Source organism: Alteromonas sp. AMM-1 (assembly GCF_047290655.1).
Lineage (GTDB): Bacteria > Pseudomonadota > Gammaproteobacteria > Enterobacterales > Alteromonadaceae > Alteromonas > Alteromonas mangrovi.
In genome coordinates this window covers 1-22,514 of the sequence record NZ_JBLBUE010000031.1, presented here as the reverse complement: position 1 = coordinate 22,514, position 22,514 = coordinate 1, and the positions used below count along the sequence as shown (strand labels likewise).

The 22,514-nt window shown below is 45.5% G+C and carries 19 protein-coding genes; 8 read left to right on the top strand and 11 right to left on the bottom strand.

The features are described 5' to 3' along the window. Positions 1-13 precede the first annotated feature (13 nt). The 3 genes from ACLR2L_RS08045 to ACLR2L_RS08035 are packed head-to-tail and all read right to left on the bottom strand — an operon-like array spanning position 14 to position 3,289. Positions 14-1,030 (bottom strand): XrtA-associated tyrosine autokinase, encoded by a 1,017-nt coding sequence (locus ACLR2L_RS08045; protein WP_413367238.1) that lies wholly within the window; start codon positions 1,028-1,030, stop codon positions 14-16. Further along, positions 1,030-2,607 carry an XrtA system polysaccharide chain length determinant gene (locus ACLR2L_RS08040; protein ID WP_413367236.1) on the bottom strand — a complete coding sequence of 526 codons (1,578 nt, stop codon included), beginning with the start codon at positions 2,605-2,607 and terminating at the stop codon, positions 1,030-1,032. The genes ACLR2L_RS08045 and ACLR2L_RS08040 overlap by 1 nt, the downstream gene beginning before the upstream one ends. Positions 2,608-2,656: 49 nt before the next feature. Further along, the gene (locus ACLR2L_RS08035; protein ID WP_140956297.1) at positions 2,657-3,289 is read right to left on the bottom strand and encodes an XrtA/PEP-CTERM system exopolysaccharide export protein; all 633 of its coding nucleotides are present in this window, start codon (positions 3,287-3,289) and stop codon (positions 2,657-2,659) included. A gap of 216 nt (positions 3,290-3,505) precedes the next feature. Between ACLR2L_RS08035 and ACLR2L_RS08030 the strand changes: the two genes are divergently transcribed. From ACLR2L_RS08030 to xrtA, 3 genes are read left to right on the top strand one after another with little or no spacing between them, the layout of a single operon-like run. Further along, positions 3,506-4,918 (top strand): TIGR03013 family XrtA/PEP-CTERM system glycosyltransferase, encoded by a 1,413-nt coding sequence (locus ACLR2L_RS08030; protein ID WP_140956296.1) that lies wholly within the window; start codon positions 3,506-3,508, stop codon positions 4,916-4,918. 2 nt (positions 4,919-4,920) lie between these two features. Further along, the gene (locus ACLR2L_RS08025; protein ID WP_413367233.1) at positions 4,921-5,769 is read left to right on the top strand and encodes an XrtA system polysaccharide deacetylase; all 849 of its coding nucleotides are present in this window, start codon (positions 4,921-4,923) and stop codon (positions 5,767-5,769) included. A 10-nt stretch (positions 5,770-5,779) separates the two neighbouring features. Then, entirely contained in the window at positions 5,780-7,348 is a 1,569-nt protein-coding gene (gene xrtA / locus ACLR2L_RS08020) for an exosortase A (protein WP_413367231.1), read from the top strand. Here xrtA and ACLR2L_RS08015 read toward each other — a convergent pair whose 3' ends face one another. The 3 genes from ACLR2L_RS08015 to ACLR2L_RS08005 all read right to left on the bottom strand — a co-directional run bounded on the left by ACLR2L_RS08015 (position 7,349) and on the right by ACLR2L_RS08005 (position 10,319). Next, entirely contained in the window at positions 7,349-8,434 is a 1,086-nt protein-coding gene (locus tag ACLR2L_RS08015; protein WP_413367229.1) for a right-handed parallel beta-helix repeat-containing protein, read from the bottom strand. It lies immediately after the preceding gene. 71 nt (positions 8,435-8,505) lie between these two features. After that, positions 8,506-9,099, bottom strand: coding sequence for an acyltransferase (locus ACLR2L_RS08010; protein WP_413367227.1), 594 nt, complete (start codon positions 9,097-9,099; stop codon positions 8,506-8,508). A gap of 2 nt (positions 9,100-9,101) precedes the next feature. Further along, complete coding sequence (locus tag ACLR2L_RS08005) at positions 9,102-10,319, bottom strand: TIGR03087 family PEP-CTERM/XrtA system glycosyltransferase (RefSeq protein ID WP_413367225.1); 1,218 nt, start codon at positions 10,317-10,319, stop codon at positions 9,102-9,104. 271 nt (positions 10,320-10,590) lie between these two features. Between ACLR2L_RS08005 and ACLR2L_RS08000 the strand changes: the two genes are divergently transcribed. From ACLR2L_RS08000 to ACLR2L_RS07985, 4 genes are all read left to right on the top strand, one after another. Continuing rightward, positions 10,591-11,751, top strand: a complete 1,161-nt coding sequence (locus ACLR2L_RS08000; protein WP_413367223.1) for a glycosyltransferase family 4 protein — start codon at positions 10,591-10,593, stop codon at positions 11,749-11,751. 166 nt (positions 11,752-11,917) lie between these two features. Next, positions 11,918-13,009, top strand: a complete 1,092-nt coding sequence (locus ACLR2L_RS07995) for a glycosyltransferase (protein ID WP_413367222.1) — start codon at positions 11,918-11,920, stop codon at positions 13,007-13,009. 40 nt (positions 13,010-13,049) lie between these two features. After that, entirely contained in the window at positions 13,050-14,036 is a 987-nt protein-coding gene (locus ACLR2L_RS07990; RefSeq protein WP_413367221.1) for a glycosyltransferase family 2 protein, read from the top strand. A gap of 42 nt (positions 14,037-14,078) precedes the next feature. After that, complete coding sequence (locus ACLR2L_RS07985) at positions 14,079-15,191, top strand: glycoside hydrolase family 99-like domain-containing protein (protein ID WP_413367219.1); 1,113 nt, start codon at positions 14,079-14,081, stop codon at positions 15,189-15,191. On the opposite strand, the gene ACLR2L_RS07980 is transcribed toward ACLR2L_RS07985, so the two are convergent. The 4 genes from ACLR2L_RS07980 to ACLR2L_RS07965 form a co-directional block, all read right to left on the bottom strand. Then, the gene (locus ACLR2L_RS07980; protein ID WP_413367218.1) at positions 15,188-16,369 is read right to left on the bottom strand and encodes a glycosyltransferase; all 1,182 of its coding nucleotides are present in this window, start codon (positions 16,367-16,369) and stop codon (positions 15,188-15,190) included. The two genes, ACLR2L_RS07985 and ACLR2L_RS07980, sit on opposite strands and share 4 nt — an antisense overlap. A 6-nt stretch (positions 16,370-16,375) precedes the next feature. Further along, positions 16,376-17,452 carry a glycosyltransferase gene (locus ACLR2L_RS07975; protein ID WP_413367217.1) on the bottom strand — a complete coding sequence of 359 codons (1,077 nt, stop codon included), beginning with the start codon at positions 17,450-17,452 and terminating at the stop codon, positions 16,376-16,378. After that, on the bottom strand, positions 17,452-18,558 hold the full coding sequence (locus ACLR2L_RS07970; RefSeq protein ID WP_413367215.1) for a glycosyltransferase: 1,107 nt from the start codon (positions 18,556-18,558) through the stop codon (positions 17,452-17,454). Before ACLR2L_RS07970 ends, ACLR2L_RS07975 begins: the two co-directional genes overlap by 1 nt. Positions 18,559-18,684: 126 nt before the next feature. Beyond that, positions 18,685-20,583 (bottom strand): acyltransferase family protein, encoded by a 1,899-nt coding sequence (locus ACLR2L_RS07965; RefSeq protein WP_413367213.1) that lies wholly within the window; start codon positions 20,581-20,583, stop codon positions 18,685-18,687. Between the two features lie 217 nt (positions 20,584-20,800). Here ACLR2L_RS07965 and ACLR2L_RS07960 point away from each other — a divergent pair, with 217 nt between their 5' ends. Further along, positions 20,801-21,721 (top strand): glycosyltransferase family 2 protein, encoded by a 921-nt coding sequence (locus tag ACLR2L_RS07960; RefSeq protein ID WP_413367211.1) that lies wholly within the window; start codon positions 20,801-20,803, stop codon positions 21,719-21,721. 33 nt (positions 21,722-21,754) lie between these two features. Here ACLR2L_RS07960 and ACLR2L_RS07955 read toward each other — a convergent pair. Continuing rightward, a partial coding sequence (locus ACLR2L_RS07955) for an SGNH hydrolase domain-containing protein (protein WP_413367209.1) occupies positions 21,755-22,514 on the bottom strand: 760 nt, incomplete at its 5' end.

Here is a 22,514-nt window from a genome sequence, read left to right as displayed (position 1 = left end):
CCCTTATCGCTGATTAATCACGAGGTTCACTGCCGTAATAGTAACCGTAGTTACCGTTCTCGGCACTTTCGTTAACCGCTTTATTTACTACAAAGCCCACCGCCATGTCGGGGTTCAAACGGTCAACAATAGAGTTGATGTCGTTCAGCTTTGTACGGCCTTCTTCGGTTACGATTACTGCTTGTCCGGCAAAACTCGCCAATACAGCAGATTCGTTGATACCAATCAGGGGCGGTGTATCGATTATTACAATACGATCAGGGTAGCGGTTAGAAAATTCATCAATCGTATAGGCCATTCGTTCACTGGCCAGCAATTCAGTAGACAAATGGTGGGTTTGCCCCGCAGGGATGATTCTCAACTTATCAACGTTAGTGCGATACAACACATCGGCAATGTCTTTGTCTTCATCAAGCAGGTATTCCATTAACCCGTCCTGATGATCTACACGGAGTGTGCGGGTTACATTGGGTTTTAATACGTCTGCGTCTACCAACAATACGGTTTTGTCTTGCTCGGAAGCAATACTCAAAGCCAGGTTGATTGCAGTGAACGTTTTACCCTCTGAAGGTCTGGCACTACTCACCATGATAATGTTGCTGTTATTCAAGGTTTTAGACAATGCGCCAAAGGCATTTTTAAGCAGTTTACGTTTAATTTCACGGTATTCTTCGTTGATTAACTTACGGGCATTGTTAACCGATACAAATCCACGTTCATCAAGACTCTTAAGGTCCAGTGTCAGTGTTTTTACGCCGCCGTGACCATCAGTGTCGTCATTGTCATCAGCCGTGACGGCAACAGTAGCGCTCTGCTGAACGGGTTGCTCTTTAACAGCCGGCGCCGCAGGTATAATAGCTGGCGCTGGTTCGGGCGCCGCAGCCTGCTGTGCTTGTTTTTCCAGTGTGCGTTCTATGGTCGACGCTTTGGCTGGCTCAGGTTGTTCTGCCGCCTGAGCAGCTTGTTCTGCTTTGCGCTTTTCTGCCGCTTCTTTTTGCTTCTGCAAGGCTTTTTCAATGCTGTTACCCATTATAAGAACCTCTCTACTAAATTAACGTGGGCAATTTCAGCGGCAACCAAAACAGCATACATAGATATAATCGCACCTGACGAAAGAATAAATACAAATACTCTGAACCGATTTTTGCGTTGTATTTGCTTGAGGTTCAGGTGAGTAACTGCACCCAGAACCGGGAACGATGTGAGTTTGGTCAACTGGCTGCCACGCACCAATACAGGGCGGAGCTGACTAATAATAAAGGCTAATCCAATACCTACACCAAAACCTAATACCAGAATACCCGTGTAGAACATCAGGCGTTTTGGACCCGTTGGCTGGTCAGGTACAAGTGGCGGTTCAATAGTGCGGAATTGCAGTTCTTCAGACGATACGTCAGCACGACGAGACAGCTCAGCCGCTTCTTTACGCTGTAATAATTCTTCGTATTTCTGTTTGGTAATACCATAGTCACGGTTCAGTGCCGTAGACTCAGCTTCGATTTGTGGCACAAGGTCAATCTTGTTTTTGAGTTCCTGGATTCTTGCGTTGTAATCCGTTTCGCGCACTTTTAACGAGGCAATCTGACCTTCAACCCGGCTGATTTCCAGCTTGATTTCGGTTGCAAGTGGACTCAGGTTTGCAGTGTCATCCTCGCCACCGGATTCACTGAAGAATGCCTGGATTTCGTCTTGTCTGGATTTTTCCAACGACGCAAGCAGGCTTTGCGCTTCAATAACATCGGGGTGCTTATCGGTGAATCGCAGTCTTAACTGGTCGATTTGTTCTTCCAGCGTTTTAATGCGTTCATCATAGCGGGTGGTAATGACCGGTGCATCAGAAGAGCCCTGACGAACATCAAAGCCGTCTGTTAGCTTGCCACTGCTCAATTGCCCTTTTAATGAGGTAACCTGTTGCTCGAGTTCCCTTATTTGCAGTTTGGTCGCATCCAGTTCACGCGTGACACCCTGAAGGTTGGAGTAAAACGAACCCTGTACCGGCAGAATATCATTGTAACGACGCTGGAAGTCTGCGAGGCGTTGTTCAGCCTCTACCAGACGAGTTTCGTACTCAGCAATTTGCTCTTCAAGGAAGCGACTGGCCGTATCGGTATCGCGTCGGTTATTACCTAAACTGCCTTCTACAAATAAATCCAGCGTTTCCTGCACTACACGTTTCGCCAGTTCAGGGTCTTTGTTGGAATAGGAGATCGTGTAGATATTATTTCGACCCGTACGATTGAGCTTAATACTGTTACTCAGGTTAGTAATTAACCGGCTATAGGCATCTGCGTTATTAACCGTAATATCCAGGTCGGATTCACGCGCAATAATCTCAACGTTTGAGCGGCTCAACAGGGTTTGAGCCATCATAGCAATTTCCTGCTGTGGGTTAGTTTGTATTGCGAGGCCGCTCAACAAAGGTTGAAGCATTGAGCGTGTGTCTACAAATACCACCGCTTCCGACTTATATACATCGGGCATCATGGCTATATAACCAAAGCCAATCGGGCAGATTAACCATGAGCAAAGCATGATGTAGCGTTTTTTAAGCCAGATTCCCCGAATATAATCGAGGACCATTTCAATTGTTTGTTGCAATTCCTGCATGTTTTTGTCCGTTTACCGCTCGAAAGACTTAAATAGAAACATCTTGTTTCTAGAACCAGGCTTCAGGAATAATCACAATGTCACCTGGCAGCATGTCGACATTCTTACTAATGTCACCATCGCTGATCAGGTCTTCAATCGCAATCTTGTAAGTCGTTTGACGGCCGTCAACAACGCGTATCAGTTTGGCGTCGTTACCATCTGCAAACTCAGTGAGTCCACCTACCGCGATCATAAGATCGAGTAAAGTCATATGTTCGGTATAGTTTATAGCGCGCGGATTAGTGGCTTCACCAATTACGCGAACTTGTTCACTGAGTGGACCAGAGAACCCGTTAACACTAACGGTAACGCGAGGATTGTTGATGTAGGTGGATAGCTTTTCTTCGATTTCCCGGGCCAGCATAGTGGGTGTGCGGCCGGATACATCTAAATCTTCAACCAGAGCGGTGGTCACTTTACCATCCGGACGAACAATAAAGCTGCCGGAAATTTCAGGGTTTCGCCAAACGAAAATAGTCAGACTGTCGCCTGGGCCGATCAGGTATTTATAATCGTTTACGTCCGTTGTTAATGAAGGGCGGGTGGTTGCCTGGGGCAAGTTACTTGTACCACTACATCCCGTCAGTAAAGTTCCCAGTGCGGCTGCAACGAGTAATAACCTGGTATTTACCTTATCCATGCTTCTCTATCCTGTGCGTACTAAATCAAGTCCAGTGACGACTATTACCTGTCTGATTTTTTTATATTTCAGGCAGGAAATGCGCCTGTTAATTTAATTTTAATTACTAATATAAAGCGATAGTGTGCGATTAGTCTATCTCAATCGCAAAAATTGTCATATGATAAATCCCAAACGCAGGAATTGCGGCACTCAACAGACTTAGTAAAAGACAATATGGCAGTTGCAAAGAACAGACAAAATAAGCGCTCCAACGCGTTAGTAATCACTGAAGCGTTGCTTGTTTCATATGTGGGTTACATCACCAGTTTCATTCTTGTCCAGTTGGACCTGATTACTGAACCAAGTATCGAAAATCTCACTATTAACATCTTTCTTGTAACCTTGGCAGTGTTGTTGTGCTCGCTGTCAGTGGGTTTGTACGAAGCAAAATTACGCGAGACATTCCGGGGCATTATCAGACGTATTTTTGTAAGTCTTGGTATCAGTTATTTTATTGTTGAAGTGCTTACCGGTACCGTGTTTTCCAGTCTGGACATGCATTCGTATTACCTGCCCACCGCAATCTGCCTGAATATCATCGCGTTAGTGTTTTTCCGCTACTTTACCAATCGCCTGGGATTGCTCGGACTCGGTCGCGTTCGTTTGGTGGTGCTGGGTGCGGGCGAACGGGCGTCTATTATCGAAAAGCGCATGCGTCGGGACGTTGACCGTTTGGGTTTCGAACTGCTCGGCTTTATACCTGTACCCGGTGACAACCGCGAAGACGGTATAAAGAACGAAAAGATCATTCATGTCAAGGTAGACGAAAATCTGCGTAACTTTGTGATTGAGAATGACATTGAAGAAATTGTCATTGCGTGTGATCAACGCCGTGGCACATTGCCAATTGAAACGCTGTTCGATTGTCGTTTGCGTGGCGTTGAGGTTACAGATCTGCTCGATTTTATGGAGCGGGAAACCGGCCAGATTGCTGTGAATCTGATGTACCCAAGTTGGGTTATTTACTCTAACGGTTTCCATTCTCAAAACTACCTGCGCGACGCACTTGATTACAGTATGAATGCTGTTTTAGCATTTTTTGTGTTGTTTTTCGCCTGGCCATTCATGCTAATTACTGCGTTGATTATTTACCTGGATGACGGACACCGCACTGGAACATCAGTGTTTTATAAGCAGGAACGGGTAGGGCAAAACGGTAAACTGTTTAAAATCATTAAGTTCAGAAGTATGCGTCCGGATGCAGAGAAAGATGGTGCAAAATGGGCGTCTAAAAACGATGACAGGGTGACACGAATTGGTCACTTTATCCGTAAATACCGTATCGACGAACTGCCGCAGCTAATTAACGTGTTCCGCGGTGAAATGTCTTTCATTGGTCCGCGTCCTGAGCGCCCGGAGTTTGTTGAGCAGTTAGTGAAAGAAGTGCCGTATTACAATCAGCGTCACAATGTGAAGCCTGGACTGGCGGGGTGGGCACAACTCAACTATCCGTATGGCGCCAGCGTTGAAGACTCCATGGAAAAGCTCAAGTTTGATCTGTATTACGTAAAACACCAGAGTTTGTTGCTCGATATTCTGATTCTTATCCGCACCGTTGAAATTGTGTTATTTGGCAAAGGCAGATAAAGATGAGTGCGCCTTTATTAGATAAACGCCTGAATGCGATGACGGTAGACGTTGAAGACTATTTTCAGGTATCGGCATTTGAGTCGGTATTAAAACCGTCAGACTGGTCATCTATTCCATTACGTGTGGAAGAAAATACTCATCGCCTATTGGATGTGTTTGCTGAACACAATGCCAAATCTACGTTTTTTACGTTGGGTTGGGTTGCGCAACGATGCCCCAATCTAATTAAACGCATAGTTGCTGAAGGGCACGAGCTGGCCAGTCATGGATTAAACCACCGCCGGGCAACTACCATGACCCGTGAAGAGTTTATAAACGACGTGAAAACCAGTAAGGATATTCTGGAAGACGCGGGTGGTGTTGCGGTAAAGGGCTATCGTGCACCGAGTTTTTCTGTAAATGACAACAATCAGTGGATTTACGAAGTATTGGTAGAGTTAGGTTTTGAATATTCATCCAGTACCTACCCGATTTCGCACGATTTATACGGTGTGCCAGAGTGGCCTCGATTTAAATATCAGCGCCCTGAAGGCATCACTGAGATCCCAATTCCTACCATTAAAAAGAACGATAAGAATGTAGGTATTGGTGGCGGTGGGTACTTCCGGTTATACCCATATTGGCTTTCCCGCAAGCGTATACAGGCTTTCATGGAAACGGAAACCGCACCGTACAGCTTTTATTTCCATCCGTGGGAAATTGATCCTGACCAACCCAAAATAGCCAACGCACCGATCAAATCCAAGGTTCGGCATTACATTAATCTTGGGAGAATGGAAGGCAAGCTGAAACGCCTGCTTCTAGACTATCGTTGGGGCACCATGGCCGATGCCTACGAATTGAAGTAAAGGACGCAGTATGCAGGAGCAGTCAGTCACAGGCAGTGGACACCGTCCCCCTTATTTATCTTTTTCCGCTGTTACTGCGCTTATGGCCGCCGTGTTGGTTGGCTGGGCGCTGGTGTTTTATCGTGGGTTAAGCTCTGCGGTTACCATCTGGTATAACTCCGATATTTTCAATCATTGTATGTTTGTGTTGCCTGGTGCGTTCTATCTTATGTACCTTAAGCGCGACTCATTATTAAACAGGCCTATTAAACCGAATTTGTGGGCGCTTATTCTGGTAGTGCCATTGGTCGCGTTATACGCTGTTGGCTTAGCCGGTGACGTACAATTGTTTATGCACGCGGCTATGTTCGCGTTACTGCCGGTGTTGTACTGGTTTGTATTAGGCACTCGAGCTGCCCGCACTATTCTGTTTCCACTTGTGTTTATCTTGTTTTGTATTCCGCTGGGCGAAGAGTTAGTGCCGTATTTGCAGCAGATTGCTGCTACTTTTTCGGTACAACTGCTCGAATTAAGTGGCGTACCGGTTTACCGCAGTGGTTTATATATCGAAATTCCAAAAGGCAGATTCCTGGTTGCAGAGGCTTGTTCCGGCATTAGCTTTTTTATTGCATCTTTAGTTATAGGTAGCCTTTATGCCTATCTAAACATGCAAGCGGTATGGCGTCGGGCTACGTTCGTGCTGCTGTCTATTCTGTTTCCCGTGGCGGCAAATATAGTGCGTGTATACGGCATTATTATGATTGCACACATGTCTGATATGAAATACGCAGTAGGTGCTGATCACCTTATTTACGGTTGGTTTTTCTTCGCATTTGTGATCATTTGCCTGCTCGCACTAGGTGAATTCATTCGAGAGCGCTCCTCTGCATCGGATGATAAGGCTGATGTATCAGCATCGGAGTGTGTTACTAACAGTGCTTCCGATAAAGTGTCTACCGGCACATTACGCCACTATGCTCGCTCAGGTATGGCAGGATTAACGCTTGTATTCGTGTTTGCTGCAGTGTGGTTCCAGTTTATTGCCCAGGCGCTGCCGTCATCCAGCGGCACTGAGTACCATTTTGATCGCGGCAATCAGTATGTTGTCGAGAGCAATGCGGTTGAACGCTTGCCATGGCAGGCTAAATACCGCCGTCCCGCCACCGAGCGTTATCTGGTAATAAATCCAGTTACGGGCGCTGATATTACGGTATACCAGGCTTTCTATGCCGCAGGCCAGGGCGAATTGATCAGTTCAATAAACCGTTTCTACGATCAGGATAACTGGACAAAAGTTGAGGATATACCGGTTTCTACTCCGGATAGTCCCTATGCAATGGAAATCATCTCTTCACCAACGGGGCAATTGCGTTTGCTGGCATACTGGTATGTACTGGAGAAAACCACTTTTGCCAGTCAGCGGGATACCAAAATTGCGCAAATCGCCAGTACGCTGGCTGGTGAAGCCTCTCACGGTGGTGTAGTCGCTGTCTCTGTTGAAGTTGAGCGCCGCCAGCTTGCCGCGCAGCAACAACGTCTGAGTCAATTCATTACAGATCATTATCAACAATTCAGTAAAGACGTCAGGCTGGGAGATTAGTTAGTTGCCTGGATTGCCGACCGGATCGCCGAACGGATTGCCGAACGGATTGCCACCGGCCTTGTTCAAAGCAGCTCGAACTGCCGGTCTGAAATCTGGCGGAAAACGCTCGATTAGCATTAAGGTTTGCTCTGGTGAGAGCGACTCGGTGCTGTGATTACTGACAACACTTGCACCGCCGCCGTTTCGACGCCGGATGCGCTTATTGGTATAGTTGTTTGTTATTACCACATTTTGCGTAGCCGGAAAGCGGTATTCAATGCTGTTGGGATAGTTGTGGTACTGCAATATCCAGTTACCAATCACTTGCGTGCCTGGTGAGCTTTCCAGCGTAATACCGGCATCCGCATAGGGATGTGCGTTATTTGCATGCACAATCCAGTTATTTTTAATGGTGCCACCCTGGTTACCTTTATCGGCCATGCCATATCCAATTCCCCGGTCACTATTAATAATCACATTGTTTTCAACAGTGATATGGGCACTGTTGTACCATAAATGAATAGCGTGTTCGGCAACTCTTCGCGCTGGGCTGGCAATGCCGTAAAACTGGTTATTGTGTATTTGCCAGTGCTGGCCGAGGTGCAGATCTATTCCCCCAATATAGTATTGGGGTCCTATACCGGCTGAATAGGCAAAGGTACAGTGTTCAACAACACCAAAATCGGCTGCTTCCGGATAACCCGGTTTATGGCTGACTTTTAACAGTTGCTCGAAGCTGTCTTTTAATATGCAGCGCGATAAGTACACATAATCTGCGTTGTTTTCGCCGGCCACCTGAATGATGTGATTAGGCGCTTGCTCGGCCGTAATACCAATAAAACTAAAATGCGAAGCGTTGATTCTGAATAAGCTGAATACGGCACTGGTCTGTTTCATGCCTGGCCCTCGTAACACTACATCAGCAGGGTTAAGCGATTCAGATTGCAAGGTTATATGTGACGCATTGATCAGTATGGGTTTGGTAATGGAGTACAGACCAGAACGAAGCTGAATGGTAGTATTCCCCCCTTGTCGATTCGCTTCGTTTATCGCGGTGTAGAGTTGCTCAGCTCTTTCAACAGTGAGTTGTCTTTCGGCTGCCAAGGCCGGAGCTTGACATGTCCACAGAACCAAAGTACCTAGCAAACCAGGAATTAAATAGCGCCAGCATGCATTCATGAGTCTGACGCTTTTCGACTTCCCAATACCTTCGCGGGGTTACCTCCTACTATGGCATAGTCGGGCACCTCAGATATCACCACGCTTCCCGCTGCAACGACACATTTTTTACCGATGTTTGCCATCACCAACGCGCCGTTGCCTATCCAGGTGTCCTCACCTACAACAACCTGAGTAAATTGACCGCCTTGATCTTTAAGCGGCGTGTCCGGATCTGAAAAATTGTGCTGTCCTTTTCCACTCATAATGTGAACACCACTGCCTAACAGGCAATTGGGCTGAATTCGACACATACCAATATTGCATTGCGGCCCGATATACACACCGCTACTGATGTGGGTGCGGTGTTGGGAAAACAGTGTTCCGAAACCGATCACCGTGTCCTGGCTGGTTTCTCGAAAAATCAACCGGTAAAACGCGCCTCTGTAATAAACCCCTAACAGGCCCGGCAATAAACTCAGTAGTTGTGACCAACTGGTGGTGGCCTGATCTTTTCCCATCAGCGCAGATTGTAAAGTAAATCCCAGCCAGCATGGCAACGCCAACAGCATAAATAGCATGCGAAGCGTGGATTTTATGAGTGATTTCAAAGTTATAGTTCCTTCGTTTCCGGCAGCAACTTTAAAAGCGTCTGGAGCTTTCCTTGCCAGGAATAATGTTCTGCAATGGTGTTTATGGCTGCTTGTCTCAGGCGCAGATAGGTGTCCTGGTTGTCCATGAGTAATTCAATGGCATTAAACATACTGGCAGGGTTATCGCCCAGTAAAATATTTTCGCCCTCTGAATACACTATGCCTTCTGCACCCATTGACGTGGCAACCACCGGCAGCCCACAGGCAAAAGCTTGTAGTATTTTGTTTTGAATTCCTCTGGCAATACGGAACGGCGCAACAAACACGTTACTTTGGTGAAAGTAGGGCAGGATGTCATCAACAAACCCGGTCACCGTGATACTTTTTGTGTTGCCGAGTTGCTGAATGTCAGCAGTAGGGTTCATGCCTGCAATAGTGAGCGTTGCCGTTGGCCATTTGGCCAACACCGACGGCCAGACATGTTCATTAAACCACATCATTGCGTCTACATTCGGCGCATAATCCATCACGCCTGCAAATAATAATTTGGGCACATCTACCGCTGGTATGCTGGCTGCAGGATGAAACTCCGCAGGATCAATGCCATTTCCAATGGTAACCACGTTAGCCTTAATCGACGGATTTTCTGTTTTAAACATTACCGTTTCTGGTTCTGCCACAAAGAAGCAGGCGTCAAAGTTGTCGCCAATGTGTTTTTCCAGACGCCGGATACAATGCGCTTCCCTTTTGTATACCCAATTCATGGGGAAGCGTGCTGCGTTGGTATATTGATCCCATTTATTGGAATCCATATCCATAAAATCCATGATAAGCGTGGGTTTCTCTGCGAGTGTTGGTAATACCGAAGACCGAAATACGTATCCGGCCATGCTTGACGCTGTGCAAATCACCGCGTCTATCTGGCCCGTTGCCAGAAGCTGGTCAACCTGATGTTGCAAAGCCGGGCAGTAGAAGTGTGCTTCGCTTAATGAAGCGTTGCGGAACATGCCATTGGCGTAGCGCAACAACTTATTCCCCAAAGGCGAATACAATGTCGCACAGCCGTACTGTGATTCGAGCTGTTGAAAATACGATTCATCTGTATCGTTTTCCATTGGCGCAGCCACGGTAATGGCAATACCTTGTTGACGCAAAAAATTAATCTGATGGAATGAGCGTAACTTCTCGCCTTTATTGGGCGGGAATGGGACGCGCTGAGCTAAGTAAAGGCAGTGCAAAAGAGGTCCTTGTTCGAAACGCTTTCATTCAGTCGTGCTAGTGTATTACGCTTTATTATGAATAAAAAGGCACAATATCTGTTGGTTTTTCTTAATATTAAGATATCAAATTAGATTGACTCGCATGTTCGCTGCCGAACATCAATTCTGTAGTTATGTGCCATTGGTATGACAACAGTTTTCTTCGGCAATTACTGTTTACACCTGATGGGGCCAAGGGTATTCTGCATCTATAATTTTGTATTAACAGAAGTTATAGCTGGAGTTCACATTGAAAACCCTGGTGCTCAGTCAGAATTTTCCCCCGGCGTCGGGTGGAAGTGGCCGATGGTTTTGGGAACTCTATTCCCGCTTAAACAATAATTACCTGGTAGTTGCCGATCTGCAGCCCAATGCATCAGACTTTGATGCGCAGTCTTCGTTACCTATAGAACGTATGCCGCTTTACAGTCCGCAATGGGGGCTGGCCAGTCTGGATGGGCTTAAATTTTATTACCGGAGCTACCGCCAGTTACGTCGGTTAATAAAAACACATCACATCGACATGATTCATTGTGGGCGTGTCCTGCCTGAAGGTCTGATGGCATTTTTTCTCAATAAAACCATGGGTATTCCCTACGTTTGTTATGTTCACGGGGAAGACCTTGAAGCCAGCGCTCTCTCCCGTGAGTTGAATAGCCTGACTAAAATGGTGATGCGTAGCGCCAGTAAAATTATCTGCAACAGCCACAACAGCGCCGCTATTGTTGAACGCGTAGACAGTAGTGTTATGTCCAGGGTAGTTGTAATGCATCCTGGCGCAGACACCAATAAGTTTGTGCCGGCAGCACAGACTGATACCGAGTTTTTATCTGCCATGGGCTGGCAGGACAAACAACTTATTCTTACTGTGGGGCGTCTGCAGGCGCGTAAAGGTCAGGATAAAATGATTGAGGCCATGCCTGATATTCTGAAAGTGTGTCCACAAGCGCATTACGTGATCATTGGCCATGGAGAATGCGAATCCCTGTTACGGGCTACCGTGGAGCGGTTAGGGCTGCAAGAGCACGTGGACATTCTGACGCAATGTGACGATACAACCATGATAAAATGTTATCAGCACTGCGAAGTATTTATACTGCCAAACCGTACAGAAGGGCAGGATATTGAAGGGTTTGGTATGGTACTTGTAGAGGCTCAGGCATGTGCGAAGCCCGTAATAGCCGGAAACTCAGGTGGTACCAAAGAAACCCTTATTCCGGGGCAAACCGGTGAGATTGTGGATGCCACGGATTTGAATAACCTGAGTAATACCGTGGTTAAATTTTTACAGTCACCGACGCTGGCTAAAGCATATGGCCTAGCGGGGCGCAAGCATGCGGTAAGTCAGTTTGACTGGGAAAATGCGGCCAAGCGGGCAACTTCGGTGTTCAGCGATATAGCGAGTCGGTAAGGCGCGCCGTAAAGTGTAAATAATTAACAAAACTCAAGAAAAGATTTTTGATTTTAGCGTGAATGTGCTTTTATAACTGACTGAAATTTGTACTGGTATTTCCTTTCTTACAGTAACTGAGGTCTTTCTGGCAAAGTCAGGGACTGGCAATATAACGGAGTAAGTCATGACAGTTGCCGTATTGGTAGCATCCAATAATCAGGTAAGTGAAACCTTTGTTCGTCGGCATATCGATATGCTGGGCAGTAACTGTATTGTGATTTATGGTGGCAGTACCCCATTCAAAATGGATGGTTACGTGCCTTCTATGGCTCACAAACTGGCTTATCGTGCTAAAAAGGTAATGGGTATCGCCAGTGATTATTACGATTACACTTTGGCGCATTTGTTAAAGTCGAATAATGTGCGTTGCTGTTTTGCTGAATTCGGACCAATTGGCGTGGGTGCATTAAACGCCTGTGAACAGTTGGGCATCGACCTGATTGTGCATTTCCATGGTTATGATGCGTTTAAGTACGATACGCTGTCAGAATTTTCTGAGAAGTATCTCAACTTGTTTACATTTGCAAAGATGGTCATCTCAGTCAGTACAGCCATGTCCCAGCAATTAAGGGAGCTGGGTTGTCCGGGTGATAAAATTAAATATCTGCCCTGTCTCCCGGATGATAATTTTGGCAATGGACACTATAAAAATGAAGGTAAGTCATTACTGGCAGTTGGGCGTTTTGTAGAAAAAAAAGCGCCGTGGTTAACCATACTCGCTTTTAATAAAGTACTGGTTAACCATCCGGATGCCTCTCTTATCATGGTCGGGGACGGACCATTGTTACCTGTCTGTATCAGTTTATGTGAAAGCCTGAAAATCAAAAATGTGACGTTCATGGGCCCTAAACCTCACGAAGAAGTTGTTCAATTAATGCTTTCAACAACAATCTTTGTGCAGCATTCCATAATCGCATCTGATGGAGACCGTGAAGGGACACCTGTTTCTGTATCGGAAGCAATGATCGCCGGTATTCCAGTAGTAAGTACAAAGCATCAGGGCATCGACGACATTATAGAAAATGAAGAAACAGGTATTCTTGTCGAGGAAAATGACATTGATGGTATGGCGGCAGCTATTGAAAGCTTGTTAAAAGATGAAAATAAGCGTTCGCGTCTATCTGTAAATAGTAAAAAAGCAATGGCTGAATTGAAGTCGTCATTAAATGAATCCGCATTCTTTCAAGCTATTGTCGATGGAAGGTACATTCAATAGCGGCTTGTTAAATGCAAATTCATCACACAGTATTTGATATATGAATAACTTATTAAACGTTACTGTTATTGTTCCTGTTTACAATCACCGTCCTTTTTTGCAAGAACGTTTTGACACAATATTTAATCAGTCCTTCCAGAATTTTGAGGTAATTGTACTTGATGATTGTTCAACCGATGGAAGTATTGAGTTTTTAAAAGAAATCGAAAGCCACCCCAAAGTGTCGGGTGTACTAATCAATTCTGCGAATTCAGGAAGCCCTTTTTCTCAATGGATAAAGGGAATAGAGAGAGCGAAAGGGGAATTGATTTGGATAGCTGAATCTGATGACTCGTGCGAGCTAAATATGCTGGAAAAATTAGTAGCATTTTTTGCTGATCCAGAGTGTAACCTGGCGTTTGCAGATTCCAATGATATCGATGAATACGGGAATGTAGTTAACAATCGGGATGACTATATTACTGAGTTTGGGCATGTTTTCTTTCGTGAGTTTTGTGTCAATGGTACCCATTTTGTGAATAACTATATGGCTATCAAGAATGTCATTCCAAACGCGAGCGGTGTTGTATTTCGTAAGTCTTCCGTTGCCGATATATTGCAATATCAAGCGTTACTAGCCTCTATGAGGTGCTGTGGTGATTGGCTCTTCTGGACGATGATTGCTTTAACCGGGAAGGTTTCTTACACTCATTTAAAACTAAATGGTTTTCGCACCCACACGCAGACTACCAGAACACATAACTCGTATGAAAAGCTTTATAAAAGATATGGTGAAGAACTTCAGGTGCGACATGAAATGTCTAGGCATGGCTATTGTAGTTTTGTGAAGAGACAGTTTTTCAAGAATATTATAAGCAGATTTCAAAATGCGAGTTCAACTAAACTTACGCTTAAGTTCATTTGGGAATTCAAAGCGCAGAGTCTGAACTATAGCACGAGGTTACTGTTTGAGTTTTTGATTTTAAATATTCGTAAATTTACTTTAAGAGTTCAATTAAAGTGTCAAAAATTATTACGGAAAAGCTAAGTGCTTTGAATTAAGTGAAGTTTCACGTAAGGACAAGGGAAAATGAAAATCAGGCCAATTGCGTTTGTTTTACCTCAGTATCATCCAATACCTGAAAATGACAAATGGTGGGGCAAAGGGTTCACAGAATGGACGAATGTGACTAAAGCAAAGCCACTGTACGAAGGGCATTATCAGCCTCATTTACCTGCGGATTTAGGCTACTACGACCTTCGTCTGCCAGAAGCGAGAGAAGAGCAGGCAAAGATTGCGAAAGAGCATGGTATTTATGGTTTTTGTTACTACCACTACTGGTTTAATGGCAACCGGCTGTTGAAGCAGCCGATAGACGAAATGTTAAACTTAAAGTCCCCTGATATGCCATTTATGCTTTGCTGGGCAAACGAAAATTGGACGAGACGCTGGGATGGCAATGAAGACGATGTCCTGATGCATCAGTCGTACAGTTCATCTGACGACGAAGCACATATTCGGTGGCTGTGCGAAAACGTGTTTGGTGATGACAGATATATTAAAATTGACGATTGCCCGGTATTTATGATTTACAGACATGAGCTGTTCCCCGACATAGCAAAGACTTCGTCAATTTGGAGAAAAATAGCAGTAGAAGAATATGGTTTTAAAGGTTTGTATTTGTGTTCCGTTGAAAGTTTTAATAATCAGGTAGATCCGAAAGAATTGAACTTTGATGCAGCCGTTGAGTTTTCTCCTCATATGGTCATTAAAAATCGAATTCCAAAATCCAGTTTTAGAAAAATTTTAGAATCATTGAGGATTCTTCGTCCTTTACACGTTAGTTTTCGCGATTATACAAAGGGAGTCGAGGACTGTCTTAATCGAACTGTGCCGACTTATAAATTGTTTCGGTGTGTCACGCCTTCTTGGGACAATACTGCAAGAAAAGGCGAGCATGGTGCTGTGGCTCTTGGAAGTTCGCCAACAGCCTATTTTAATTGGTTGTCACAAATTCTCACGAAGTTTAAGCCATACTCCGCACAAGAAAATTTTGTGTTCATCAATGCAATGAATGAATGGGCCGAAGGTAATCACCTGGAACCGTGCCAGCGATATGGAAAAGTGTATTTAGAAAAGACCAAAGAGGCTATCCTGGCTGTAAATGGCGATGCGTCTGACCCAAACAGTGTCAATAGTTAGTTGCTAATGAGATTTTTGAGTAATGCAAGATTGAATTCAGCTCGCTTCTGCATTCTTTTTAAGCTGAGTTCTGCAGTGTTTTGAGCTGACTCGATGTCTGAAAGTAAATGAATGCACTGAGCGGAGAATTGTTTGTTTGTTAACGGTATTATATGTGCTGTTGGTAACAAGAACTCTACACCTGCTACACCACACGGAGTGGAGACCACTGGGATACCGAAGCTTACGGCTTCAATGGTTTTGATTTTTAAACCGCTGCCTGTTTCACAGGGATTGACTATCAGTCGGCAGCGACTGTAAAAGTCGGCCAGATTTTCTACCCATCCCAGTAATTCTACATTAGGTGTGTGTGTGGTTAGGTGCTTTGTTACTGAGCCTGCAATGAGTAGCGTCGCATCTGGACAGGCTTCTGTAATGATGGGCCATACTTTGTCAAGAAAGCGATTGATACCGTTTACGTTGTGTTGATTACCTGATGCCAGAAAGCCTATCACTGGGCTAATATTGGGCCTGGTTTCCGGCTGATCCGGTGCAACAATCAAATCCAGCGTCACAACCTCGGTATTTTTCCCTTTCAGCAACCTCTTGAAATACCCGCTTTCCTGTTCCTGAATACCCAGTACTACGTCTGATTGTGACAATAAATAGCGTTCCTGATAGGGCAGTAGACTCAGCCAGTATCCTTCACTGCCTGCTGCACGTATTCCACGATTTCGATAGCTGAATTTGTCCTGAGCATCGATCACCACTTTACAGTTAGCCGAAATATGTTTTACCAATGGCGACATAAATCCATAAATTAATACAATAAGATCGGGCTCGATGCGATTAACAAGATGACTAAACGCATCACAACTCTGCTTAGACACGTAGCCATCAGCAAACATAAAATCATATAACCAACCAGTTTTATGAATGCGGTGATAGTACCTGCGTTTAAATTGAATCAATTTTTCCTGTAAAGGTCTTGGTTGATTATCTAATTGATGAAAGCGAGAGCCGAAAACTTGTGTCATGGCTTCCTCGTTGAATTGAGGCGACATAGCTTGTATCGGACACAATACAAAATGTACTTCATAACCAAGACGTTCAAGGCACGCGTGAACTTGCCTTACTCGTTCTGCATTGCCTGCAGGAGAAGGATAACAGCCTACCGGACTGGCAATAATACATTTCATTTTGCGTTACCGCCGATACAGATTGGCTGTCATTCGGGCAACGTCAGGCCAGTTCATTCGACTGGCTGCCACCTTGTTGGCTTTGCCCATAGCATTGACATCGCAGGATGATAAACCTTGTAATTTTATGGCAATGTCTTCTTCTGACTGGTAATACACCGCGCCCTCATCTGGTACGCAATCAAATACTTTGGACAATTCCGGCAGCAATAGTGCTTTGCCTTCTGTCATCGCTAGCAATACCGAGCCAGATGTAAGCGTATCGGAGAATGGCACGGCCACCATATCAACCGCTCCCAGCCATTCCGCCAGATCTTCATCGGACAGAAAACCCAGACGAAGATGTACATTATTGGCACGATCACAGATAGCTTGCAGCGATGCTGCATAGTCTTCTTTATCTGCTTTGCCCATGATCAGCAAATGAATATGTTCAGGCAGCTTACCAGAAGCAAAAAGCTCGGCCAGCTTGTCGATGCCCTTATAAGGACGTAGCATGCCAAAACTCAGAATAACAGTATGTTCCGGGGGAATGTTAAGGGTAGCAAGTAAAGACGCCCGCGATTGAACCGGACGAGGATATATCCCTTCATAATTTCCGTGAAAAATAACGTTGGCTTTTTTGCGTATCCTTGGAATGCTGTAAGCGTGTGCCAAACGGTTGGCAGCGGACTGACTGTGAACAATGATTGCTGAAACACAGCGTGCCAGAAGCCGGCGCACAAATAACTCAACGCCGCGGTCAAAATTTTCATGGGAAAATTTGTTGTGGATGGTCCAGATTACCTTTTTTCCGCGGAGCCTTACCCATAAACAGTCCAGTGCCAGTAACAGCCCCCGCAATTTTGCTTTAAAAGGCGAGGATGTCCAGCTTAATACAAATAACAATGGCGACATCCAGTGCAAATGAATGATATCAGCCTGTGGATGTTGCTTGCACAATTCAGAAAACGGGAAATACCCAAGTGGCAGTTTATCGAACGTAACTTCAACGTCCTGTTGTAACAAGTGATTGGCTAACAAACTTTGATAGGGGTTCCCTTCCCGGAAATCGGGAACCATAACGACTTTTTGTGTTCTCACTATTGTCCTGTAAGTGTTCTACGATAAACGCTGATAAATTTATCTAAGTAAGCCTGTAAGCTAAATTCACGCACAACACGTTGTCTGGCCGCCTCCGCAATCTGTTGTTTTAGAGAGGCATTATCCAGTAAACGTTTTACACCTTCACTCAAAGCCTTGGGATCGTGTGGAGGCACCAGTATTCCACAGTGATTATCGATAATCGCTTCTGGGATACCGTTAACATTAGTCGAAACAATGGCTTTTTGCATAGCCATAGCTTCTAAAATGGATACCGGAAAGGCTTCCTGATGAGATGCACATACCAGAATATCCAACTGACCGAGCAAGGCGAGGACGTTATCTACCTGCCCGTGAAACGTTACCTGCTCGCGAATACCTAATTTTACAGCATAGTCTTCAAGCAGTGCCTGACGGGGCGCCTGCAAAATATCGCCGCCTATAATATCGAAATGGAGGTTGTAGTGTTGATCACACAGCGTCTTTGCCATTTCCAGAAAATCGATATGACCCTTACGTTCCTGCAAGTTGGCAACAATCCCAATTCGTGGAGGCGTATTTACAACGGCGTTGGGCGAGAAACGATCGATGTCTACCCCATTGTGAATGACATCATGGCAGGCCTGTGGGCAAGCCACTGCAAGCGGCTCCCTGGTTGCATGCATTAATTCTTCGCTACAATACACATACCCTGCGGGTTTAGGCATGCGTTTAAATACCCAGTTTACGTAGCCGGCTTCTACCGGGAAATGCATGTGGCATATCACCGGAATACCGGCAATTTTAGCTGCAGGTAGCACTGCCCGGGTACATACCAAATCAGCACATTGCAAAAGCGCAATATTCGCTTGTTTGAATTGCTTGGCCAGTGCAAATGCTTGCCTGATTGTGACAAAGGGAGAGCTGAATTCGGGTTGGGGTAATGCCGTAATCATGATGGCGTTGCCTTTCTGCGCGATATGGCGCGAAAATGGCCCTTCTTCAGGCACAATAAGCAATGGGGCAAATTCCTGATGCTGCGCCAGCCCGTCAATCAGTGCTTCCGACATCCTTTCTGCGCCGCCAATTTCGGCGACACTGTGCACAAAGGCAATTGTTTTTTTCACGTTAGTATCAGTTTGTTACGACGTTAATGCCTGAATCATACGTGTTAACGAATGTTTATGCCAGTCAAAATCACGCCGCCATAAACAGGATTAAAAATGCTATAAGTTACTGTTTTGTATTATTTATTACCTTTCGATATCAAGGGCATTGGCGGGCAACGATTTTGATAAATACATCGCGCCTTCCAGAGTTAGATGACCATAATCCCATGCCGTAGGTACCCATTGCTGTGGCGAAGTGTATGAGGGGAGAACCACCGTACACTGTTGTGGCGACTCACAAAATGCGGCTAACGCAGACATAAACGTCACATTATCAAACTGTCCGGACACGGCTGCTAAATGCTGATCAATCGCGGCTATTTCGTGGAATAACGTAGGTTCTACTCTGGATTGCGCAGACTGTGCATTCAGTGGTAAGCGTTTGGTTAATAAAAAGCTTGGTAAATCAGGTAAGTAATGAGGCACTCCGCCAATTACAATGACCTCTATGTTGAGCGAAGCCAATGCGGATAAGGTATTTTTCAACGACGAGATCTTGTCTTCATGGCTATACCAATTGCCGTGCAGAATCACGGTATTGTATTGCCCTTGACGAAGTTGTTCCAAGACAAAAGCGTTAGTGGACTGGCAATGTTTTCTGTGGGGGAAGTGTGTGTCTGTTAAAGGCAAACATGCACTGCTAGTTATTTCACCTAACGCATTGCCCTGTAAAACACGCAGGCCAGTTGCAAGGGCATTGGCGTGAGAGTCGCCCCAAAGCAAAACGGACTTATCCTGATAGCAGGAGGCTGACAGAGACTGGTAATCCTCGTCTTCGCCAAGAAAACAGTGCGCCTGATTGTCTGGCTGGCCCACAGGTGCGGAGTATTGAAGATACGACATCAACACCTGCTGCTCTGCGTTGTAACGCGACGGAATACCCTCTTGTCCGGCATATAAACCAAAACCGATAATGGCCGCAAAACTTACGCCACAAAAGGTGTATACCTGATTGCGGCTGGTAACGTTCCTGTGTCTGAATGGCTTCTCAACGTATCGCCATGAAAGGTAGGCTAGCAAGCATGCGATTACCAGCAGTGTCACGCTGATTACGGGGTTCGGTTTTGCAGAGATATAGCGCTGAAAAACCAGCAGCGGCTGGTGCCATAAATACAAACTGTAACTAATTAACCCAATAAAGACCATTGGACGTAACGTAAGAATTTGATGCGCAAAACTTTGCTGTGCCGGAATGACGATAAGTACCAGCGTGGCGAGTACAGGAATGAGCGTAAGCAGCGAAGGGTGGGGAAGCGACTCATCAAATGTAAACAGACAGATAATCAAAACCACCAATGCGGTATTTTTTAATACGTTACCAGCCCGCAATTTTTCAAGTAATTGCACATTATTGAAAATCAGGATGCTGGCCAGACTCCCGAACATTAGCTCCCAGGCGCGTGTGGGTAACAGATAAAAATTGGCATCAGGTGCATTTGTGGCCCCCCAGGTTGCGAGCGAGAGGCTAAAGACCAGAATAATCAGCACCGTTAGCGTGAGTAGTTTAGGGAACCAGCGCAGTACTACCAGCAGTACCAGAGGGAAGAAAAAGTAATACTGTTCTTCAACGGCCAGGCTCCAGGTATGCAACATGGGTTTTAAGTCAGCAACACGGTCAAAGTACCCGCTGTCCATCCAGAAGAAAATGTTGCTGGAGAACAATGACATCGCAAACAAACTATTGCCGTATCCCTGTAAGTCCACCGTTATCATAAATTGGTACGCGAGCACCGACGTTACAGCGGTCATAAAAATCAGAGCGGGTAACAGGCGGCGCACACGTCTTTCGTAGAAGTTGGCAAAGGTAAATGTTTTTTGAGAGATTTCTTCAACCAGAATGGACGTGATCAGAAACCCACTGATCACAAAAAAAACATCCACTCCCAGAAATCCCCCTTCAAAAAATCCAAGTTGGGCGTGGAAAATCAGTACCGGCAGTACTGCGAGTGCTCGTAAACCGTCTATGTCCTTTCTGTACTTCATCGCTTTCTATTGCCTTTATTTCGCCGGTCTGGTGGCAGTTCGGTTTCTTCATCAACATGGGCAACATTACATGAATCATTCCATTATTAACAAGTGTTTGCCTTTGCTAAAACTACGCAATGTGCAAAAAAATCTCTTCACACCAGTGCTTGTTTAAGAAAATGCCTTCACGTATGGTAGGGCGCAAGTCAATTGTAGCAAAACCCAAGGAACATCCGTGAGCGCCACATCCCAGGCTGTGATTAGTGTTGTTATTCCCGCTTATAATCGTGAAGATGTTATTGAGAGGGCGATTCACAGCTTACTTGAACAACAATGTACTGTGCCATTTGAAGTGATCGTTGTGGACGATGGCTCAACGGATCGCACTGCCAGTGTGGTAAGGAATATAAAGCATCAGCAGTTGCGCCTGGTAGAACAGAAAAACCAGGGGGCAAGTGCCGCGCGAATACACGGTGTTGGCGTGGCTCAGGGCAATTACATTGCATTTCTTGATTCTGATGATGTGGCAGAACCACAATATTTACAGCTGTTGTACGATGCGCTTGAATGTCGTCCTCAATGTGTAATGGCCTATGCAAAAGTGGGTGAGATGGATGGCAGTTGGCATACCGAACAGGCTTTACCTGAAACGGATTCTGATGGCGTGCTTGCCGATCCTCTGGTGGCATTGCTGCAGAAAGGCTGCTTTACCATTTCGATGAACCTGATGGTAAGAAAGTCGGCGGCGGTTGAGGCTATGCAGGGGCGTCAGCATGTAATGGCATCGAATGATTTTGATTTTTGCCTGCGAGTGGCGTTACAAGGGCCGTACGTTTTTGTTAATGCCATCACTATTCGTATCGACAGACGTGATGATGGTATAGGTAAGCGTTTTGGTTACCGTCAGGTGTCTTTTGCGGTGCTTGTAGCAAGTGAAGCCGTTAAGCTGAGTAAGCGTCAGGACAAGCCGGTAAAGGACGCGCTTTCGTCAAGAGTACGCTTGTTGTGGCCAACCGCATTTGGACAATGCCTTGCGCACAGGCAATGGCGTTTTGCCATTAAGGTGCTCATTCAAGGGCTAAAATGGGGGCAACCTGCCGATGCAAAACAAGTGTACTGGGCTGTAGATCACTACGTTGTGAAAAAGCGTCCGTGAAAGTATCAGGATATCCCGATACTCTCCTGTTCGTTACATTATTCCCGGTTCAAATAGCAGTGACTGCGCAAGCACTCCTGCAGATTTAGGCGTCAGGTGGCCATAGTCGAAGCTGTACAGCTCATCGCCAAGGACTACCTTGCAACGATATTTGTCGTCTTCACGCTGACACAAGTGGGAGAACAACGAGATATACTGAACGTCATATTCCCTCAGTATTGAAGTCATGGCTGAGTCGGTATCTGCTATGGCTTTGTCCAGTTTGTAGGAAGACAGAAAATCACCTTCTCCTTGTTTGACGTAGTTGAGCGGCACAGTAGGGTAAAACTGTGGCGTAGGGCCAATGACGATTATCTGCTTTGTACCATTTTGATTGAGATAAGCAATAATGTCGCGCCAGTCCATCATCTCATGCTGATCTTTCATTCCTATGATCACTGTGGATGGCTGTTGTGTCTGAACAAATTGTTTAGCGATTTCATTCGCTTTATCGCATGCGCGTCTGAATAAGGACGAATCGCCCACTTTGAGTGCAAAAGATGGCCTGCATCCTGATGAGAAGATGCGACTAACAGGCATGCCTTCTGGTAAAAAAGGTAATACGCCACGTGAGAAGGATTCTGCATGAGAGTCTCCCCAAAATAGCAATCCGCCTTGTTGTTGCCAGTTAATGCATGCGGCTGGAAATTGAAAACTACCTTGTTTATCCGGATTGCTACTTAAACGGCAAGTGAGCGTATTGTTCTCATCTGCCATTTCCAGGCGTATGGATTCGTAACGATACAGCGCGGTG

What these genes read in the sequence shown, in the direction of transcription:
- ACLR2L_RS07990 (WP_413367221.1), top strand. Translation starts at nt 13,050, where the DNA reads ATGAATAACTTATTAAACGTTACTGTTATTGTTCCTGTTTACAATCAC.
- ACLR2L_RS08045 (WP_413367238.1), bottom strand. Translation starts at nt 1,030, where the DNA reads ATGGGTAACAGCATTGAAAAAGCCTTGCAGAAGCAAAAAGAAGCGGCA.
- ACLR2L_RS08035 (WP_140956297.1), bottom strand. Translation starts at nt 3,289, where the DNA reads ATGGATAAGGTAAATACCAGGTTATTACTCGTTGCAGCCGCACTGGGA.
- ACLR2L_RS07995 (WP_413367222.1), top strand. Translation starts at nt 11,918, where the DNA reads ATGACAGTTGCCGTATTGGTAGCATCCAATAATCAGGTAAGTGAAACC.
- ACLR2L_RS08040 (WP_413367236.1), bottom strand. Translation starts at nt 2,607, where the DNA reads ATGCAGGAATTGCAACAAACAATTGAAATGGTCCTCGATTATATTCGG.
- ACLR2L_RS08030 (WP_140956296.1), top strand. Translation starts at nt 3,506, where the DNA reads ATGGCAGTTGCAAAGAACAGACAAAATAAGCGCTCCAACGCGTTAGTA.
- ACLR2L_RS07965 (WP_413367213.1), bottom strand. Translation starts at nt 20,583, where the DNA reads ATGAAGTACAGAAAGGACATAGACGGTTTACGAGCACTCGCAGTACTG.
- ACLR2L_RS07985 (WP_413367219.1), top strand. Translation starts at nt 14,079, where the DNA reads ATGAAAATCAGGCCAATTGCGTTTGTTTTACCTCAGTATCATCCAATA.
- xrtA (WP_413367231.1), top strand. Translation starts at nt 5,780, where the DNA reads ATGCAGGAGCAGTCAGTCACAGGCAGTGGACACCGTCCCCCTTATTTA.
- ACLR2L_RS07980 (WP_413367218.1), bottom strand. Translation starts at nt 16,369, where the DNA reads ATGAAATGTATTATTGCCAGTCCGGTAGGCTGTTATCCTTCTCCTGCA.
- ACLR2L_RS08025 (WP_413367233.1), top strand. Translation starts at nt 4,921, where the DNA reads ATGAGTGCGCCTTTATTAGATAAACGCCTGAATGCGATGACGGTAGAC.